We start from the raw sequence: 19,001 nt of genomic DNA, 5'->3' as shown, positions 1-19,001 counted from the left end.
GGTTCAACTTCGAGTCTTCGGTTCGACTTCTCCTCTCTTGGGTTCGACTTTGGTCGCGTTCGGTTCGACTTTCCGATGGTTCGGTTCAACTTTGAGTCTTCGGTTCGACTTCTCCTCAACTTTGGTCGCGTTCGGTTCGACTTTTCGATCCTCAAAAAAAAAAATAGAGTCGCATGATAACCATGCGGCCCACTAGTACTTCTTAATAAATTTTCACCCAACCGTTCTTAATCGCCTCAACAACGGCCTGCGTACGGTCTTCCACGCTCATTTTCTGCAAGATGTTGCTAACGTGGTTCTTAACTGTCTTCTCGCTGATATAGAGATGCTCGCCAATTGCCCGATTGCTCTTACCGTCTGCCATCAGCTGCAGCACCTCGCATTCGCGGTGCGTGAGAATATGTAGCGGCGGCCGGTATTCAAGATCGCGGAAACCGGAGGGCTCAGTTGAATAGCCTTGAGTCGCGAGGCGGCGGAATTCATTGACCAAATTATGGGTCACCTTCGGATGGATGTAGGCACCGCCTTGCGCGACGATACGGACAGCATCAATCATTGAATCGGCATCCATTTCCTTTAATAAATAGCCAAGAGCGCCAGACTTCAGTACATGTGTTACATAACTCTCGTCGTCATGAATGGACAGAATGATGACCTTAAGACCCGGATGATTTTTAATCAATTGCCTTGTCGCCTCAACACCATTCAGTTTTGGCATATTGATATCCATCAATACAACATCAGGATCGGCTTCCTCGATCAATCGTTCTGCGGTACTGCCGTCGTCTCCTTCCGCGACAACTTCAAAATCAGTTTCCATATCCAAAATTCTCTTCACACCTTCACGAAAAAGGCGATGATCGTCAATCAAAGCAATGGTTGTCACTTTCGGTCTCACATTTGTCACGTTAATTTCTGCTGCAAGACAAGCGAACCGATTCGATAATCTATAGGTATCGCAATCCCAGGCAAAAAAGGATTCCAATAAACAAAGATCGAATAAAGTACCGGATTAAGCACCGATAGACATCGCTCATGATTCGTATATCCCATGCCGCAGCAGTTTTTCACCTCTCTTTTACTCTGTCGAATAAGGATAGGACGCGGGATTCGCCATATCATTTTTTACTTTAGTCAAGCTCGTCTTCCTTCTGAATAGGTATGTGAATCAACACCTTAGTTCCGTGACCAAGCTCCGAATGGATGATTAGTTCTCCATTCAGAAGTTCAGCGCGTTCCTTCATGCCGATTAGGCCGTAACTTCCTTCCTTCTTCACGGACAGATCGAAGCCAATGCCGTCATCTGCAACCAAGATGAGCACTTTATTTTCTCTGTATTCGACCCTGATGCTGATCTGCGAGGGTTTCGCGTGAATGCAGGCATTCTGCAGCGCCTCCTGAATCAGCCTGAATAAAGCGGCTTCAATTTTTGATTGCAACCTTTTCTCTTTGCCAATGCTGCTGAATTCAATACGCATGTGAGGATATTCTCCATTCACGCGATGAAGATATTTCTGGAGTGTTGGAACAAGGCCTAAATCATCAAGACTCATTGGGCGCAGATCATAGATAATCCTGCGAACCTCAGCTAAAGCGCCTTGTACCATTACTCTGTATTTTTGCAGCTCTGCGTGCGAGGCTTCCATTCCCTCTTTTTGACCGACGCGTTCCACTACGTCAAGACCGAGCAGCACCTGTGCAAGGGTTTGGGCAGGACCATCATGAATCTCACGCGACAGCCTCTTTCGCTCTTCTTCAACCGCCTCAATAACTTTGAGACCAAAAGCGCGCTGCTCCCTCGCATTTTCGATGACTTCGCCCACTTGCTTCAGATCACTCGTTAAGTAATTCAGGACAACGGTAACTTGTCCAACCAAGGTTTCCGCTTTTTGGATGGTTGCCTCTAATTGAACCAGTCTGCGTTCGAGCTCATTCCGCCTCTTCTTCATCTGTCGTTCCATTTCGCGAACAATAGATAGATCGTTTTGAATCGAATTCGCTGTTTCGTAGGCGTGACGGATATCCTCTTCCCCGTACTGATTAAAAGCTCTACTGATCTCAGCCAAATGGCCTCTCGACTTTCTCGCTTCGATTTCGAGTGTGTCGCTTCGATCAATAATACCTTTCAATTCTTGCCTAACAAGTTGGAGTTCTTTAACCAGCGCGTCATGCTCTTTACGTGATTCCTCGCCTATCTCGAAAATTTGAGATTTGCTGTCGCTCACATTATCAATCATGCTATTGATAATTTCATCAAGATGCTTGACATCAAGTGCCGCATTTATTGGTTTGCTGGTTGACATAATTTCCCTCCATAATAAATGTAGCCGAACAACTACATACGTGCTAGCCACATTATGCCTATCTGTGTATAGGTATAAAGCACTAACTTACTCGTAAATGGTACTTTCTAACACCATAATACCACTTCTAAAATTGAGTGATGTGCTCTACCGTCTTCATCCTCTATAAGGTTTTACGCCCTCTATACCCATTGTTTCGTAACGCCAAACAATTGGCAAGTGTAAATGTTACCATGAAAATAGGTCACAAATCATATACCAGTCAACACTATTTTTAAACCTACCGACGAAAGTGCACCAATGTATGTCGAATGATGAAGTGGGACAGCCATCTTTTGTCTCTCCTTTTAATTGACGAGAGTCACCACCTTTACTTTCGACAATAAATGTGCAAGATTTAAAGTTATATCATTAATTGTCGCGCATGTTACTATTGCCGAACTAAAGAAAGGAGCAAACGATGGCACTGGATGCTTACATTACCGTTAAGAAAAATGCACTTATAGAAACAGAAATCAAGCGTTCTCGATTTATCTCTGCTGTCTATCCTATCAATGATGAGAGCGAAGCCGATCAGCTGATTCAAATTGTTCGTAAAGAACATTGGAAAGCGAATCATAATTGTTTTGCCTATATCATAGGAAAGAAACAAGAAATTCAAAAAGCGAGCGATGATGGTGAACCAAGCGGCACGGCCGGCGTTCCAATGCTTGATGTGTTGAAGCGTCGCGGTATTTGCAACGTACTCGTTATCGTCACACGTTATTTTGGCGGCATCAAGCTTGGTGCCGGCGGATTGATCCGCGCTTACGCTCACGCGGCAAGCAACGGTCTCAACGCTGCGGAGGTCGTGAGACAGGCACCTACCGACCAATGGAGCGTCAGCGTTGATTATCATCTGAGTGGCACGCTGGAAAATAAACTACACGAATCGCATTACATCGTCAATGATGTAAGTTACAGTGACAAGGTCACCTTTGACATTTACACGAGCCAAGTGGACAGTCCCATTTTTAGTGAATGGATCACCAATCTGACAAGTGGGCAGGCACAGACTCATAAACAAAGCGAACTCTATTTACCGGAAAAGGTTTCATCCTAAAGAGTTTGCGTTTGTACTGCTAATGTTTCAGCAAGCCAATTCGACACGTTTCATAGATATTTTGCGAATTTTGCCGAAAAAACGTGGATTTTACATTGATGGAATAGGTCGACTTAGGTAAAATAAAGCTATTGTTAAGAAACATGACGATGGACCTATTAGAAAACTTGGCTTCGCCAAGCCTCTCGCGAAGGCGAAGCCTTAGTTGCGACGGCCATGGACGGCCTAGTGTCCGGTGAGCCGCAGGACGCGGCGTTTTTTCGGACCACTTACACTCGTTTCCTTGAATCTTTAATTTTTTTATACTTTCTTATCAGTGTTAGAAAGCTTTGCCTCGCCAAGCTTTCTTGCGAAGGCGAAGACCTAGTTGCGCTTATCTGTGAAAGACTGAAAACCTGAAGGAGAATACGTCGAAGATGGCATTGAGCAGAATAGAAAATCAAAAGAAAAAAAAGCATGGCAAGCGAAAAACAATTATTTTGATTATTTCAGCCGTTCTTCTTGTTCTGGCGGGAAGCGGCGCAGCATACGGCTATTATTTAACGAAGAAACTTGAAAACGTAACAAGCCATGCACAGAAAAAGCTGTCTCGCGGGAACAAGTCGGATCTTCGAGCTGAGCAGGTCGATCCGGTGAAAGACGATTTTTCTATTTTATTTATGGGAATTGACAAACGAAAAAATGAACCAAGCCGCTCCGATGCACTGGTCTTTGCCACCTTCAATCACTCAACCAACAAGGTGCACATGGTCAGCATTCCGCGCGACTCAAAAGTGCAAATCATCGATCCGACTCATACACGCAATTATGGTATTTCTAAAATCACGCACGCACACGCTTATGGCGACGCCAACAACAACCAAGGCGCGGATTACACAATTGCGACAGTTGAGAATCTATTCCAGGTTCCCGTCGACTATTACGTTCAAGTAGATTTTGATGCATTCATTAAGATCATTAACGCCCTTGGCGGTGTCGAAATGAATGTTCCGGTCAAGCTTCGTACCCAGAACAGCAAGGATAAGACAGGCAAAGACGCTATTGTTCTTAAGCCCGGGAAACAGTTGCTTAACGGCGAACAAGCCCTTTCACTGGTTCGAAATCGCAAGTCACCGGGTTCCGGGGGTGACTTCGGCCGTGGGAAACGACAAATGGCCATGATTGAAGCAATCGTTAAGAAAAGCGCAAAGCTCTCCTCAGTGACAAAATACAGTAATGTAATTGATTCACTCGACAAAAATTTTGAGACGAACTTGACATTCGGGCAATTGCTCAGCCTACGAAAATATGCAGGCTCACTCTCTGAAATTAAATCGTTGCAGTTGAAGGGAACCGATGATATGAGCACCGGTATTTACTATTACGCACTTGATGATAATTATTTGAACAAAGTGCGTTCCGAGCTCAAGGAGCAACTTAATTACAAGTCTATCGCTGGAAGCAGCAGCGAATCAACCAGTGACGGATCCTCTTCAAGTAGTTCAACTACTGATGATTCTGGACTCGCCACTGACTCGTCCGGAACGAGTAATCAATGAAATTAATTAAAGTAACCCGTAACTAAACAATAGAAAAATTAAAGGGCCTTACTTCTATATAGTTCCCGAAGCAAGGTCCTTTCTTGTTGCCTTTTCCAAGTTGGTTTCACTTTGCAAGCTTCTCTATTCAAAAACGGTTGAGTCATAAGGCGGGTTATAAAAATCGGTTATGCTGCTACCGTACGTTGCTTATGCTGTTTTAAATTGGAGTACTATTTGCTGTAATTGCTCAGCCATTGCCGATAAATTTTCTGCACTGTGAGCAACTTCCTCCATTGCTGCAGATTGTTGTTCAGTTGCGGCTGTCACCTTTCTGTGCTTTCATCAGCAGTCCCAATCATCTGTGTCATTCGATCTATTCCTTCAGTCATTTGTTTGTTCCATCACTTTTTTCATCGACTCTGTACCAGTGTCTACAGTCTTGGAGGCCTTGTCCGCGTATGTTCGTACCGCGTCAATTCTCTTGGACTCCCTATATACATCGGATAATTCATTAAAAATTGAATTCACAATTTGTTACTATTCATATAATTAACGCAAAAAACCGTGGAGCGGCTCATTGTAACCACTCCACGGTTTTTTTAAACTGATCTCTTCTTATTCAACTAATTATCATTTAACCTTAGCAAAGCTAAGGAGCCGCTTGTACGTGTTCAACAGCGGTTTGTAATTGGCACTCACAAGTCCAACAGTTTCAACGACCAACTCGATCATCAGCATGACACCTATGATGATAATCATTGAGCCAAGCAAAGTTGATGTCGAGAAGACGATCGCCGCCAATGCGAACATCGCACTCATCCCATAGATCAGAACAACGGTTTGACTTTGAGAGAAGCCGTAACGAAGCAGACAGTGATGCAGGTGCGACTTGTCCGGCGCAGTTAACGGTCTTCTGTTGACCAGTCGGCGGATAATCGCGAACAATGTGTCCGAGATTGGAACCGCCAAAATAATGATTGGAACAACCAGTGAGAACAAAGTCACGTTTTTAAAACCAAGCAAGGCAAGTACTGAAATAACGTAACCCAAGAAATAACTTCCCGTATCACCCATGAAAATTTTTGCCGGATGAAAATTGTACGGCAGAAAGCCTAACGTGCTACCAAGAAGAATCGCGCTGACGGTGAAAACAAACAAGTTGCCCTCTGTCAGAGACAATCCGGCAATCGTGAGAAGCACAATACTCGAAACACCGACAGCAAGTCCGTCCAGTCCGTCGATCAAATTGATGGCATTTGTAATTCCCATAATCCACAACAGAGTAAGCGGAATGCTCAGCCAGTACAAATGCAGAATTCCATTAAAGGGAAGATTAATAAATTCAACGCTGATTCCGCTATGAACAATCACTAACGCGGCAAAAAAATGTGCCACCATTTTTACTCTTGGAGACAATGAATACATGTCGTCCAAAACACCTGTGAGAATAATAATGACACTGCCGATAATCAGCGGAAGTGTAAAGCTGCTGTCCGGCCACATAATCAGCATACCAATGATAAAAGCTAAATAGATTGCTAAACCGCCCATTCGCGGCATGATTTTTTTGTGTACTTTGCGGGCGTTCGGCAGATCAGTCGCGCCAATACGAATTGCCAGTTTCCTAACCAAAGGTGTCAAAGCAACCGCAGCAAGAAAACAAATAATGAACGTCACATAGACCATCATTTCAGCCCGCCCTTTATAATAAATTCGGATTTGCGTTCGATACAAGAATAGTAAACTTAAACTTTCTTATACGGAATTATACCACATTGTAAAAACAATGCCACTGGTAACTTAACAATATCTCAACAATCAACACAATCCGTTAAAATTAGTTTACAATATTAAAAGCATTAGACACCAAATTCGGTATTTTTTTGATGATTCAAAGAAGCTAATGAAAGCTCTTGTAGGATAAAACAACACACAAGAAGGCAAAATAAATTATAATCGCTTCATTATAAGGATGAATTTTGATGACAGAAAAAAAACAAGTGGGCACCATCTACATGAATGATTTTCAGACAAAACAAGAATTTGTGACTGTATTCACCGACAGTCTTGCGAATCATCAATCCATGAACCTCTATTTTCTTAATGATCACGGATTTAATATTGCGCAAAAGGATCACGACTACGCATCGGTGCTGAACCGCGCCGACTACTTGCTTAACGACGGTATCGGTATTAAATTAGGCGCGAAGCTGTGGGGGGTTACTCTCGAGGAAAATTTAAATGGGACAGACCTTATTCCCCTGCTTCTCAACGAATGCGCGGAAAATAACTGGTCTATTTATTTACTCGGCTCGACGAAGGAAAATGCGCAGAAGTCGGCACAAAAATTAAAGGAGCAGCATCCCAAGCTAACCATCGCCGGCACCCACAGCGGATACTTTAGTTCAAGCCAAGAAATCGTTGAAACAATCAACCGGTCGAGTGCCGATGTTCTGCTCGTCGGCATGGGTATGCCGCTGCAAGAAAAATTTATCGACGGCAATTCCGACGTGTTGAAACCATTGGCGCGTATTGCCGTCGGCGGATTTATCGATTTCGCATCCGGAACGAAGCCGCGAGCGCCAAAAGTGATGCGTCAACTCAATCTTGAATGGTTGTTTCGCATGGCTTTGGAACCTCGAAGAATGTGGAAACGCAACGTTGTTGGTCATGCGCAATTTTTTATGAAGGTGATTGGTTTGAAATGGAGACATGAACATCGAAAATGACCATTTTTATTTTCAGTGATCGATCATAAGGCGACTTCCCATCACGATAATGATAGAATTATAGGCGACTATTATTAATGAAAGAAGGATCCTCATGGACAAAAGTTTTTTTATCCGGAATCGCAAGAAGCTTTATGAAACATTGGAGGATCAGTCCCTCACCGTGCTTTTCGCCGGAGAAGCAGCACACCAGTCAGCAGACGAAAGCTATCCTTTTTATCCGAATCGCAATTTTTATTATATGACAGGCATCATCGAACCTAAGGTGATTTTCGTTGCTGCCAAGTTCGGTGGAAAATTTGAAGAAACACTGTTTATTGAACGCGCCGATCCTTGGATGGCCCGATGGGTTGGCGAAACCATTACACCCGATCAAGCACGCGAGGCGTCAGGTGTTGAAAACATCGAGCTGCTCGATAAATTTGAAAGCTATGTACGGTCTCAGATGGACAGCCGTGTTTACACGCATCTGCACGTGGATCTCGAAGCAAAATCATGGGAATTCCCGGCAAAGCCGTCCAATAAATTCGCAGCGGAGGCCGCTGTCACTTACCCATACTTGACGATCCACAATTTATATCCGGTCATTTGCAAGTTCCGTGTTGTTAAATCAGCCGAAGAAATTGAGCTGACACGCGAAGCCGGCAAAATCACTGCGGACGGAATTAAGCACGTTCTCGCGAGCGCGAAACCGGGCATGAGAGAATATGAATTGGAAGCTTACTTTAACTTTGTTTTAAAGAGTCGCGGCTGTACGGAATTCGCTTTCCCGACCATTCTCGCCAGCGGCTTTAACGGAACCGTTCTTCACTACTCCGCAAATACAGGAACAGCCGAAGACGGCAGCCTCGTCCTTCTCGATCTCGGCGCACAACACAAGTACTACAACGGCGACATCAGTTACACCTTCCCTGTCAACGGCAAGTTCACGCCGCGTCAAAAAACAATTTATGATATTGTGCTCCGTTGCAATCAGGAAATCACGAAAATGGCGAAACCCGGACTTGCGTTCAAAGCACTGAATGAATTCACGATCAAATTTTATACTGAAGAATTGATGAAAATTAATCTGATTAAAACGCCTGAAGAATTACGCAAATACTACTTCCACGGTGTCAGCCATTCACTTGGTTTGGATACACATGATGTGGGTCCGTACCGAGATATGGAGTTGGTTCCGGGCGAAATAATCACCAATGAACCCGGGCTCTACATTCCCGAAGAAAGTATCGGCATCAGAATTGAAGACGACATTCTCATTACTGAACATGGCTCAGAAGTACTCACCACCGGATTGCCGCGCACAACCGATGAGATTGAAGGTTTCATGGCGGAAAATAATAAAAATCTTAAATGAGCAGCTAGAAAAAGAGAGTCCGGTTATTCAGCGGAATCTCTTTTTCTTTGTCGATGAGAGCCGTATTTTGTCATTTCCCCGGAAATAAATGGGACGCGGCAACGCCTGTACCATTGAATCTGATACAATAAAGAAAAAGCGCTTAGTCAAAAGGATGAACACAAGATGAATCAACGAAAAATTGTCATCGCACCCGATTCATTTAAAGAAAGTTTAACTGCACTTGAGGCTGCTCAAGCCATTCAAGAAGGTCTCATGCATGTATGGCCTGATGCCGACTATGAACTTGTGCCGATGGCCGATGGTGGTGAAGGAACCGTTCGCTCACTCGTCGATGCTCTTCATGGTGAAATTGTGGAACAAACGGTAACCGGTCCGCTAGGCAGTCCACTCACTGCCTTTTATGGATTGGTCAACAACGGTCGCACGGCGGTAATCGAGATGGCCGCCGCCTCAGGCATTGAGCATACTAAGCCTGAAGAACGTGATCCGCTCACAGCAACCACATACGGCGTTGGCGAGTTAATTCGTTCCGCCATGGATCACGGCGCCAGACACATGATTCTTGGATTAGGCGGAAGCGCGACCAATGATGGTGGATGCGGCATGGCACAAGCACTTGGCGCGCGCCTTCTTGATCGTGACGGGAATGAGTTGCCCAGAGGCGGCGCGGCATTAATTCATTTAAATTCAATTGATCTGACCAAACTTGATTTGCGAATAAAAAATGTGCGGTTTGAGGCGGCAACCGATGTCACAAATCCGCTGACCGGAACGAAAGGCGCATCGGCTGTGTTCGGGCCTCAAAAAGGTGCTTCTCGCCATGATGTCGCAGAATTAGATCAGGCTCTAAAACGGTTCGCAGAAATTGTTATGCGTGACTTTAACACCGAAATCGACCAGGTATCCGGAAGTGGAGCCGCGGGAGGCTTGGGAGCCGGCACTCTCTTCTTCTTGAACAGTAGCATTCGTCCCGGTATTAATTTAGTCATTAAAGAATCCGGACTTGAGCGGAAGCTATCCAATGCCGCACTGGTCATTACCGGTGAAGGAAAGATTGATGGTCAAACGATTTATGGAAAAACGCCGATCGGTGTCGCGCGGTGTGCCAAACAGCAGCATATTCCGGTGATCGCACTTGCCGGAGCATTGGCTGATGGTTGTGACGCTGTCTACGCTCATGGGATTGACGCGCTTTTTTCAATTGTACCCGGCGCGATTCCGCTCGATCAGGCATTAAAAGATGCGAGAGCAAATCTAATCCGCACCTCATCGAACATCGCACGCGTTTGGCAGCTCGCTCATAAGTAAATCGACTGGCTGTAAGCAGCCGCAGACCAAGTTGAATTAAAAGTCTACGGCTGTTTTCCTGTATACCGTTCTCGCTAATGTGCTCTTTATTAGCGCATAGAAAAGACCGGTACGCGCAAGCGACCGGTTTCAAGTGATTCATTTTCATTCTACTTAATCTAAGCCCCACTGATTGCTTATGTAATCAATCCAAATTTTTCGTCCGGCTGTGTTCATTGTTTGTCCATCGTCGCCTACGACATCTGCTCGTCTGGCTCCCTTGGGCCATTTTGATAAATAATTGAGTACATCGATTTTCTGCTTTTCAACATATGTTTTCAAATCATCAATACGATCATTCATATACGGCTTCTGAGATGAATAGTTCGGTAAGGAAACAAGGAATGCAGCTTTTGGATACGTAATCTTTACCTTTTCCGAAAGAAGAGTGACGATGGTTTCCGTATCTTCGGTGCTGACCTGCCGATCATCGTTATAGAGAAGCGGGGTATAAACCACAAGATCCGGGCTGCCATCAACACTTTGCATCAAGTCTTTTATTTTCGCCTTGTTTAACGTTAGTGAGTTGGTCTTCCCCAAGTCTTGTGCCGATACTTTAAAAAATGATTCTCCATAAACATCGTCCAGTTTCTTTTGCAGCAAAAGTGCCAAGACCTGCTCGCTGTCACTTCCGACCAAAACTATTCGGACTTGTCCGTTTTTCTTATTGGCCTCAGTTGCAGCCTGACGCAATACTTTTGGAAGCTTCGCAATTCTCTTGGTAATGGCGTTATCTGATACGTCTGAATCTGCGGTGTCAGTGCCAGAAAGATCTTGATCTTGCAGACTGCTCGCTGCCTTCACTTGATTTAGTTTATGATTCCAGTACAGCTTGCCTCCAAACACACTCGCAAGACAAAGCACAGCAACTAAAATCAACCAAAATTTTTTCAAATCAGCACACCCTCAACTCGATACAATGATATACGATAGAAATTGCTCATGTATCTAATATATCGGTTAGCCCTACAAGATGCAATCATTTATCAACTGAATCCATGCTTTTTCAACACGAATCACTCGGAATCAAGCTTCTTTTCCTCACGGATAATGACAATATTCACACGTCTGTTCATCGCTTTGTGCGCCGGTGTATCATTTTTCACAATCGGTTTGTACTCACCGTATCCCACAAAGTGCATTCTTTGTGGGATAAGATCGTCCTTTTTGATCAAATAATTCATCACTGTTTGCGCGCGGAGACCGGATAATTCCCAGTTGGATCGAATAGCCGAACCCTCGTTCCTGAACGGTGTATTATCGGTATGCCCTTCAATACTAATATCATTAGGAACACTTTTTAAAATATTTCCTATTCGACCCAACACTGCTTTCGCATTTCCTCTAAGGTTCGCTTTTCCAAGATCAAACAAGATGCTTTCACGGAATGTGAGCTGAACTCCTCGTTGCGTCTCCGTAAGCGATACGTCCGGACTTAAGTGATTGTCTTTGATATATTTATCTAATTGAACGTAGAGCGCATCCAGTTTCTTCTTATCCTTTTGTTTTTCCGAATCACTGATTGACTGTGACTTCTTAACTAAAGGAACGCTGGGCTTTGTTTGCCCCTTATCCGCACTTGGATATCCAATCCCCTGAAGAATCGAATCTCCTTGAAAAGAAGATTTCAACGATGAAACAAGTGCATTAAATTTTTGATTTTCAATGCTGCTCATCGAAAACATGACGATAAAAAAAACAAGTAATAGGGTAATCAAGTCGGAATACGTCACAAGCCAACGCTCTGAGCCGCCGCCACTCTCTTCTTCGTGTCTTGCGTAACGCTTTCTTCTATGCCGACTCATGATGATTGCCCCGCTTCTTGAAACTGGCGATTGGTATTGGTTCCTTTATTGCCGCCGCTTGTAAGCGCCTGTTCCACATCCTGGCACTCTTTCTCAGTCAGAAAAGCGTAGAGCTTTTTCTTCAAAATCATTGTACTCTCGCCATATTGTATGGATAGAATTCCCTCGGTTTTTAACTGACGGATCATAATCTCACTCGCCAAATTGTTCTTAATCTTCGTAAAGATCGGTAAGTAAATGACGTTTGCGCTCCCTACCCCATAAAGTGTGGCAATAAAAGCGACAGCGATCGCAGGACCAAGTGCCGCTGCGTCTTCCAAACTGCCCAAAACATGGACAAGTCCCATTACTGTCCCGATGATGCCCATCGTAGGCGCATAACCTCCGGCTGATTCAAACATCCGCGCAATCGACAGGATCTTTTGTTCGTAGAGTTCTATATCACGATTCAGTATGTCGTCGATAACATCAGAATCTACTCCGTCGACAACCATCTGAATACCATTTGACATAAACGAATCATTCTGGAAGTTGCTCTGTTCACCTTCCAGAGCAAGCAAACCTTCGCGCCTTGAGATATTTGCAAGATCAATAAGCTTAATGATTGTATCGCCTGAACGCTCTTTCGGTTTAATAAACGCATATTTCAAAATAAACGGGGCCTTGGCCAAAATCTTTCCCGGGAAGCTGACAATAACTGCGCCAAATGTCCCACCAAACACAATCAAGAAGGCGGTAATTTTCAAAAGCGCGATTAGTTCGCCGCCTTCCATCAAAAAACCAATAACTAGAGAAAGCAATCCGACCAGCAAGCCGATGACTGTTGCCACATCCATGTAAGTCAACCCTTTCCGCTGCTCTAATACCATTCTCAATTTTTATCGGCAGTTTTCTTGAATAGTTAAAGAGATTTCTTAAATTCAATGCGGCAGACCTATGAATAATGTTAATTGATCTAGGAGTTTATACCTACATTTGTCGTTTATAAATGCTAGTGAATAGCCTCATCTGATTTTCACTGAAAAAATTAATTGGGTAAACTGCTTTCATTTTTTACTTCCGTTTTTTAACAACCCTTGATACAATGATAAAAGCGATTTATTTTCAAAAAAATGAAAAAAAACGTAGTTCTACTTATTCATTGGGAGTCACCCCCCTATCAAACTAACTAAATCGATTTACGCAGCATGAAGGATTTTCAAAATAAATTGGGAGTTATCGAACGGAGTGAATGACTCTTATGTCAACAGTCGTACCACTGGAAAACTTGAAGGAAGGAAGCATTCTAGCCAAGGACATATATATCAAATCCTCTGTGCTCTACCGAACCGGGATGCTGATTACATCTGAATTAATCAGTTATCTGAAGAGGAGAGGTGTTCTTTCTGTCACAATCTTCGATGCCCCTCCAATTGCGCCATTTCGGAATACCTACACACTGATGTCAAAAATGACGCCTCATAAACGAAAGGAGCTTACGGAACGATTTCAAAATGAGATGACACAGATCGCCGATGAGCTCCGTTGCGGTAGAATTTTACATTCCGAAGATTCGTATCGATGGCTTCACGCTCTCTATTTAAAGTATTTTTCCAATCCAACAGTCCGGTTTCTCTTAGACTGTCTGAAGCAATGGGATCCGGTCTGTTACATCCATTCACTTGATGTATTTGTACTAACCAGCCTCTTTTACCGACATATGCATTGGCATGTAAGTCAGGATTTTATTCTTGGTTGTTTGCTGCATGACATCGGTAAACTGTATACACCGAATGAAATACTATTAAAAACCGGGAAATTGACACAACGAGAATATGAGAAAATCACTTTGCATACCGTTGACGGTTATGACTTACTCAAACGAATGAATTTTCCAGAAGAAACATGCCGAGTCGTTCGCTCTCACCACGAACGAATTAACGGGAGCGGCTATCCGGATCATTTACGTGTGAGGCCAAATGATCGTGATTTAAAATTAATGATGATCGTCGATGTCTATTCTGCTTTGACCTTAAATCGTTCCTATCGAAAGCCGATGCACACGACTAAAGCGATGCAAATTATTCTGAATGACAGTTGCAATAACCATTTATTTGACATAAAGATTTGCTATTCATTTATCAATTTCATACATATATTTCCATCTGCAACACGAGTGCTGCTGTCTACCGGTGAGGAGGGCGTCATTCTGAACAATCCCTCAGGATCAGATATCTTGCCTCGTATACGACTTGAGAAAAGCGGCAAAATCATACAACTGCCCAGTGACCTTTCGTTAACTGTCAAAACGATCACCAGTTGGGACAGCCATGAGGTGCTCACGCAGGCAAAACAAATATGGAGTGATTATATCAATTATTTGATTGACGGTGACAGCGTCAAAGCGGTTGATTGTCTCGACGCGCTTTCCGATGGTATGCGAATTGAAGATGTGTTTGTCAAACTTTTCGAACGCTCTTTAGATGAAATTCAAGAACGCTTATCTAAAAAAGAATTCATGACAGCCGATTACATGGTTGCGGCGTTTACGACGCTAAGACTGCTCAGCTGGAAAATGCTGAAGGTCTTTCATCAACTTCCAAACAGCGATATTGGTGAAATTGTAATCGCTAATCTTGAATCATTTAATGGATTGACGCGAACCAAATTAATGGACGATCTATTTGCAATCAGCGGATGGACTACAGACTTCCTGCCGGTAATTGATGGGCTAGCTATGATTCGCAATCAGATTCTGCGAAAAAAGGCGGACTATTTAGCTATCTTATGTTCCGATTGCGCACATGACTCATTCCTCATCGATTTGTTGAAGCAGCTCAAGAATGAATTTCCTGGGCTGACGATCTTTGTCCATGGCAGTGAGTCGTGTATTGCTGAAAAAGTCGAATTGAACCACTTATTGATCAGTAAGAATCTCAGCGAATTGATTCGCAACATGAAGCAATTCTTTACCACTGAAGTTGTCTTGTAAACTTCTCTAATACAATCCATGTAAATTATAAACGGGCAACCTTGGTTAGTACTCAAGGTCGCCCGTTTTTTCACTCAATGACTCGTTAATTAGTTATTCAGCTGTTCATTAATCATATCATGGACTCTTTGCTTTTCAGCAGCTCCGACGACAAGATAATAGATTCCATTAATCTTCTGGCCTTGCCCTTTTACTTCGTAATTAATGGAATGCTTCCGCGCGTCACGATAATTAAACGCGAGATTTTTCATGTCGTCAAAAGTCAAGTTCGTCTTCACATTGCTACCAAGCGCATCGAGAATCTGTGAGTAGCGAGATACCGATGACACATTAGCCATTTTATTTACAATAGCCATGATCACGTCACGTTGTCTCTGATTCCGTCCGAAGTCTCCTTGAGGGTCGAGGTGACGCATCCGCACGTAACCCATCGCTTTTGCCCCTGTGTCCAGAGTAATGTTGCCGCGCGCATAGTGATAACCCTTCTTATAGTAGCCTTCATCGTTCCAGTCAAGCTTGTTATTTACGGTTACGCCGCCGACTGCATTGACGAGTTCACTCATACCTTCCATATTAATTTTAATGTAGAAGTCGAATGGAATATCACCGATAAATTTCTCTGCAGTATCTTCAGCCATTTTCGTACCGCCGTACGCGTACGCCGCATTGATTTTATCAATGGTTCCGCGACCAACAATCTCTGTTCGCGTGTCACGTGGGATGGAGATCATCTGCATCGTTTTCGTCGTTGGATTCAAGGTCGTCGCAATCATCGTGTCCGAACGGCCGCGATCACCTTTACGTTCATCGACACCAAGTAGGAGCAAGCTGATCGGCTTCTTTTTCGAGACCGCCTGGTGATTTCCTTTTCCTCCGGATGTTTCGTACATATTGCCTGCAGTGGCTGCAACCGAGTGATACATCCACCAAGCATAGCCCCCACCAGCAGCGAAAAGGACAACAATAATACTCCCGATCGTCAATAAGATTTTCTTTTTCATGATCTCTTCCCTTTTCTTTATAGATTCATCTTTGTATTCGAGTACATCACAAATGATAGTGAAATCATAACATGTCCTTTATCGAATGTGAACACCATTATCGTATCTCGAAACTCACCGAAGGATAAACTTCGCTCTGTTTTTTTGCTAATTAGGGGTTATACGACAAAATAGTTGTTTTTCCGGCACTATGTAAAAAGAAGACGCAACAGATAAAAATCCGTCGCGCCTTCTAATTAATTAATTGGTACTAAATTAGTCAACGACTTCGATCTTGTCTTTGCCGCCGAACTTGTCATACCAAGGAGTTGCGTTTTCAGCAAGAATCGCGTTGAGTTCTTCAACGTTCGCCTTACCTTGAGAACGAAGCCATTTAATAGCTCCTTCTTCTCCACCCTTGCCGTATGCTTCAACGCCGTCACGCCATGTAGCGCGGCCGCAAAGTACGCCATTGTATTTTGCACCTGCATCATGTGCGAATACGAGTGTCTTCTGGAAGAGTTCAGTTGAAACGCCTGCGCTCAGCCAGATGTAAGGGATCGTTGTCAATTTGTCTACTTCGAGGAAGTAGTTCTTTGCTTCTTCAGCAGTGTAAACAGGAGCATTTTCGCCAACGCCTTCAACGCGGCTCATGTCAACAGGAACTTCCAATTTCAGAACGTCGATACCATAGCGTTCTTGTGTGAAGACCTTGATCGAGTCAAGAACCTTTTGAGGTTTGATTTTCGCATATGCTTCTTTTTCAGTAACGTTTTCATCATAAGTTACGATTTCGAAGAAGAGCGGAATATCTTCTGCTTTACATTCAGAACCAATGCGTTCTACGAATGCTTTTTTAACATCATTAATTTCATCCGGTTCATCAGGATCAAAGTAAACGAGCAGTTTAACAGCAGTACCGCCGTTTTCTTTGATACGTTTTACAGACCAGTTAGGAAGAAGGTCAGGAATACGGCCGGCTTCAGTAGCGTCGTAACCTGTTTTTTCATAAGAAGTCAAAAGACCACAAGAAGCTGCGCGTGCTTTGCCTGCTGGAATACCATATTCAGGGTCAAGCAGAATTGCGCTTGCATATGGAGTTAATTCTTTAGAAACGAGCGTTTTGAAATCCGCCAGTTCTTCAACCGTAGCGTCTTTACCTTGAGCTGCGCCGATCATTCTCTTCAAAGAACCACGTTGATCGATCGCGAGTGCGGCGATAACGCCATTTTTGTCGGACAACTGTTCGAGAAATTCAAACTTGCCTTTGGAAATTTTAACCATTACTGATAACCTCCAGAAAATTTATTGGACAACAAACATGTCCGATAATATAAATAAACGACAAACAACCGTCGCACCTTCATCAGGTGGCCTATCGTTTTTATCTCACAAACTTCATTTTACGTCATTTTCTGTCATAAAGTCAATTTCATAAATTCAATAATCCTGTGAACAATTTTTTTCTTAATTCCCATCTTAAATTTTACAACTTCATTACGAACAAAAGATCCCGACATGTGGAATCCTTTTCAACTTTCTGTATGAAGTTCGTTCATTTTTATATTAACCAAAGAATGTTTGGTAGAGCAGGAAAACATTCAAACAAATCACGACAGCCGCGATGGCCCAAGCAGTGGCAGTTGTCACTTTGCGGTTCACAAGCTGTCCCATAATTGCCTTATTACTTGTGAAAACAATGAGCGGAATAATTGCTAATGCGATGCCAAACGATAAGACTACTTGGCTCATAACAAGTGCTTTTGTCGCGTTTGCTCCCGAGATGATCAGGATCAGCGGCGGAAGCATCGAACAGACGCGTCGTAAAAAGACCGGAATACGTTTATGAATAAACCCCTGCATCATAATATCGCCTGCCAGCGTGCCGACCGATGAGCTCGACAATCCCGCAGAGAGAAGACCGACACCGAACAAAATACCGGCAATCGGACCGATATACGTACTGAATCCGTGGAAAGCAACGGACAAATCATCAATAACTTCATTGCCGAAAAATGTGGATCCTGCTACGGCAAGCATAATTGCGTTAATCACACCGGCAATAATCATCGCAATCAAAATATCAATGAGTTCAAATCGGAAAATCTTTTTGCGTTCTGCGTCGTTCTGTCCGATGACCCGACGGCAAGTGAGCCCTGAGTGCATGTAAATGGCATGCGGCATCACTGTGGCTCCAAGGATCCCCGCAGCGAGCAATACACTTTCGGTTCCTTGAAACTGCGGAACAAAGCCTTGGACAAACGGTTTGAACTCGGGCAAAGCAAAAAGTATTTCAAAGCTGAACGCGATAACCACGATAAAAACCATCAAGGCGATCACCATTTCAAGCGGACGGAAGCCCTTGACCTGAAATACAAGAATCAACAGCGCGCAAATCGCAGTCAAAATTGCGGATGGAATCATTGGTAATCCAAAAACGAGATGAAATCCAAGCGCCGCTCCGATAAATTCGGCGAGATCGGTCGCCATGATCATAATTTCTCCTTGAATCCAATAAAAAATCGAAACTTTTCGCGGCCAACGGTCACGTATAATCTCCGGAAGATTATGTGACGTTGCGATGCCGACTTTAGCGGATAACGTCTGAATGAGAATCGCCATTAAGTTGGAGACGACGACTACCCAAAGAAGCATATAGCCGAATTGTGACCCAGCTTGAATATTTGTCGCATAGTTGCCGGGATCAATATAAGCAACCGCCGCGATAAACGCGGGTCCAATAAATGGAAGCATTTGCCTCCAGCCTTTTGATTTCCCAATTGCCTGATCAAATGATTGCGTGTGTGGTTCTGAGCCGATTGAATCGGGAGATTGTCTTTTCACCATAGTCGTTTTTTCTGATTTGTTCAGTCCGGTCTCGAGT

15 protein-coding genes are annotated in these 19,001 nt (G+C 43.7%); 6 read left to right on the top strand and 9 right to left on the bottom strand.

Features of this window, described 5'->3' with window-relative positions:
* Nucleotides 1-202: 202 nt before the first annotated feature.
* Nucleotides 203-907, bottom strand: coding sequence for a response regulator (locus BM003_RS12550; protein WP_093673595.1), 705 nt, complete (start codon nucleotides 905-907; stop codon nucleotides 203-205).
* Between the two features lie 223 nt (nucleotides 908-1,130).
* Nucleotides 1,131-2,303, bottom strand: coding sequence for a sensor histidine kinase (locus BM003_RS12545; RefSeq protein WP_093673593.1), 1,173 nt, complete (start codon nucleotides 2,301-2,303; stop codon nucleotides 1,131-1,133).
* 460 nt (nucleotides 2,304-2,763) lie between these two features.
* Here BM003_RS12545 and BM003_RS12540 point away from each other — a divergent pair, with 460 nt between their 5' ends.
* Both BM003_RS12540 and BM003_RS12535 read left to right on the top strand, forming a co-directional pair.
* Nucleotides 2,764-3,405, top strand: coding sequence for a YigZ family protein (locus BM003_RS12540; RefSeq protein ID WP_093673591.1), 642 nt, complete (start codon nucleotides 2,764-2,766; stop codon nucleotides 3,403-3,405).
* A 416-nt stretch (nucleotides 3,406-3,821) separates the two neighbouring features.
* Complete coding sequence (locus BM003_RS12535; RefSeq protein WP_093673589.1) at nucleotides 3,822-4,943, top strand: LCP family protein; 1,122 nt, start codon at nucleotides 3,822-3,824, stop codon at nucleotides 4,941-4,943.
* Between the two features lie 612 nt (nucleotides 4,944-5,555).
* Here BM003_RS12535 and BM003_RS12530 read toward each other — a convergent pair.
* Nucleotides 5,556-6,611, bottom strand: a complete 1,056-nt coding sequence (locus BM003_RS12530; RefSeq protein WP_093673587.1) for a glycosyltransferase family 4 protein — start codon at nucleotides 6,609-6,611, stop codon at nucleotides 5,556-5,558.
* Nucleotides 6,612-6,907: 296 nt separating this feature from the next.
* Here BM003_RS12530 and BM003_RS12525 point away from each other — a divergent pair, with 296 nt between their 5' ends.
* The 3 genes from BM003_RS12525 (at nucleotide 6,908) to BM003_RS12515 (ending at nucleotide 10,322) form a co-directional block, all read left to right on the top strand.
* Complete coding sequence (locus BM003_RS12525) at nucleotides 6,908-7,654, top strand: WecB/TagA/CpsF family glycosyltransferase (RefSeq protein WP_245734255.1); 747 nt, start codon at nucleotides 6,908-6,910, stop codon at nucleotides 7,652-7,654.
* A 94-nt stretch (nucleotides 7,655-7,748) separates the two neighbouring features.
* Entirely contained in the window at nucleotides 7,749-9,011 is a 1,263-nt protein-coding gene (locus tag BM003_RS12520) for an aminopeptidase P family protein (RefSeq protein WP_093673585.1), read from the top strand.
* 165 nt (nucleotides 9,012-9,176) lie between these two features.
* The gene (locus tag BM003_RS12515) at nucleotides 9,177-10,322 is read left to right on the top strand and encodes a glycerate kinase (protein WP_093673583.1); all 1,146 of its coding nucleotides are present in this window, start codon (nucleotides 9,177-9,179) and stop codon (nucleotides 10,320-10,322) included.
* A 153-nt stretch (nucleotides 10,323-10,475) separates the two neighbouring features.
* Here BM003_RS12515 and BM003_RS12510 read toward each other — a convergent pair whose 3' ends face one another.
* From BM003_RS12510 to BM003_RS12500, 3 genes are all read right to left on the bottom strand, one after another.
* A complete protein-coding gene (locus tag BM003_RS12510) occupies nucleotides 10,476-11,255 on the bottom strand; it encodes a hypothetical protein (protein WP_093673581.1) in 780 nt (259 codons plus the stop codon).
* 122 nt (nucleotides 11,256-11,377) lie between these two features.
* Nucleotides 11,378-12,166 carry a flagellar motor protein MotB gene (locus BM003_RS12505; RefSeq protein WP_093673579.1) on the bottom strand — a complete coding sequence of 263 codons (789 nt, stop codon included), beginning with the start codon at nucleotides 12,164-12,166 and terminating at the stop codon, nucleotides 11,378-11,380.
* A complete protein-coding gene (locus BM003_RS12500) occupies nucleotides 12,163-13,002 on the bottom strand; it encodes a flagellar motor protein (protein ID WP_093673577.1) in 840 nt (279 codons plus the stop codon). The genes BM003_RS12505 and BM003_RS12500 overlap by 4 nt, the downstream gene beginning before the upstream one ends.
* Nucleotides 13,003-13,406: 404 nt before the next feature.
* Between BM003_RS12500 and BM003_RS12495 the strand changes: the two genes are divergently transcribed.
* Complete coding sequence (locus BM003_RS12495) at nucleotides 13,407-15,137, top strand: HD-GYP domain-containing protein (RefSeq protein WP_177184785.1); 1,731 nt, start codon at nucleotides 13,407-13,409, stop codon at nucleotides 15,135-15,137.
* 89 nt (nucleotides 15,138-15,226) lie between these two features.
* On the opposite strand, the gene BM003_RS12490 is transcribed toward BM003_RS12495, so the two are convergent.
* From BM003_RS12490 to BM003_RS12480, 3 genes are all read right to left on the bottom strand, one after another.
* Nucleotides 15,227-16,138, bottom strand: a complete 912-nt coding sequence (locus tag BM003_RS12490; protein ID WP_093673573.1) for an LCP family glycopolymer transferase — start codon at nucleotides 16,136-16,138, stop codon at nucleotides 15,227-15,229.
* A 255-nt stretch (nucleotides 16,139-16,393) separates the two neighbouring features.
* Nucleotides 16,394-17,401 carry a tagatose 1,6-diphosphate aldolase gene (locus tag BM003_RS12485; protein WP_093673571.1) on the bottom strand — a complete coding sequence of 336 codons (1,008 nt, stop codon included), beginning with the start codon at nucleotides 17,399-17,401 and terminating at the stop codon, nucleotides 16,394-16,396.
* A gap of 282 nt (nucleotides 17,402-17,683) precedes the next feature.
* Nucleotides 17,684-18,964, bottom strand: coding sequence for an Nramp family divalent metal transporter (locus BM003_RS12480; protein ID WP_093673569.1), 1,281 nt, complete (start codon nucleotides 18,962-18,964; stop codon nucleotides 17,684-17,686).
* Nucleotides 18,965-19,001: the final 37 nt, after the last annotated feature.

It is taken from the genome of Sporolactobacillus nakayamae, assembly GCF_900113325.1.
Lineage (GTDB): Bacteria > Bacillota > Bacilli > Bacillales > Sporolactobacillaceae > Sporolactobacillus > Sporolactobacillus nakayamae.
The sequence above is the reverse complement of the archived record's forward strand: the minus strand, read 5'-3'. Positions and strand labels throughout refer to the sequence as shown.

Coding starts and splice junctions, on each gene's coding strand:
- BM003_RS12545 (WP_093673593.1), bottom strand. CDS start 2,303: ATGTCAACCAGCAAACCAATAAATGCGGCACTTGATGTCAAGCATCTT.
- BM003_RS12540 (WP_093673591.1), top strand. CDS start 2,764: ATGGCACTGGATGCTTACATTACCGTTAAGAAAAATGCACTTATAGAA.
- BM003_RS12535 (WP_093673589.1), top strand. CDS start 3,822: ATGGCATTGAGCAGAATAGAAAATCAAAAGAAAAAAAAGCATGGCAAG.
- BM003_RS12530 (WP_093673587.1), bottom strand. CDS start 6,611: ATGGTCTATGTGACGTTCATTATTTGTTTTCTTGCTGCGGTTGCTTTG.
- BM003_RS12525 (WP_245734255.1), top strand. CDS start 6,908: ATGACAGAAAAAAAACAAGTGGGCACCATCTACATGAATGATTTTCAG.
- BM003_RS12520 (WP_093673585.1), top strand. CDS start 7,749: ATGGACAAAAGTTTTTTTATCCGGAATCGCAAGAAGCTTTATGAAACA.
- BM003_RS12515 (WP_093673583.1), top strand. CDS start 9,177: ATGAATCAACGAAAAATTGTCATCGCACCCGATTCATTTAAAGAAAGT.
- BM003_RS12505 (WP_093673579.1), bottom strand. CDS start 12,166: ATGAGTCGGCATAGAAGAAAGCGTTACGCAAGACACGAAGAAGAGAGT.
- BM003_RS12500 (WP_093673577.1), bottom strand. CDS start 13,002: ATGGATGTGGCAACAGTCATCGGCTTGCTGGTCGGATTGCTTTCTCTA.
- BM003_RS12495 (WP_177184785.1), top strand. CDS start 13,407: ATGTCAACAGTCGTACCACTGGAAAACTTGAAGGAAGGAAGCATTCTA.
- BM003_RS12490 (WP_093673573.1), bottom strand. CDS start 16,138: ATGAAAAAGAAAATCTTATTGACGATCGGGAGTATTATTGTTGTCCTT.
- BM003_RS12485 (WP_093673571.1), bottom strand. CDS start 17,401: ATGGTTAAAATTTCCAAAGGCAAGTTTGAATTTCTCGAACAGTTGTCC.
- BM003_RS12480 (WP_093673569.1), bottom strand. CDS start 18,964: ATGGTGAAAAGACAATCTCCCGATTCAATCGGCTCAGAACCACACACG.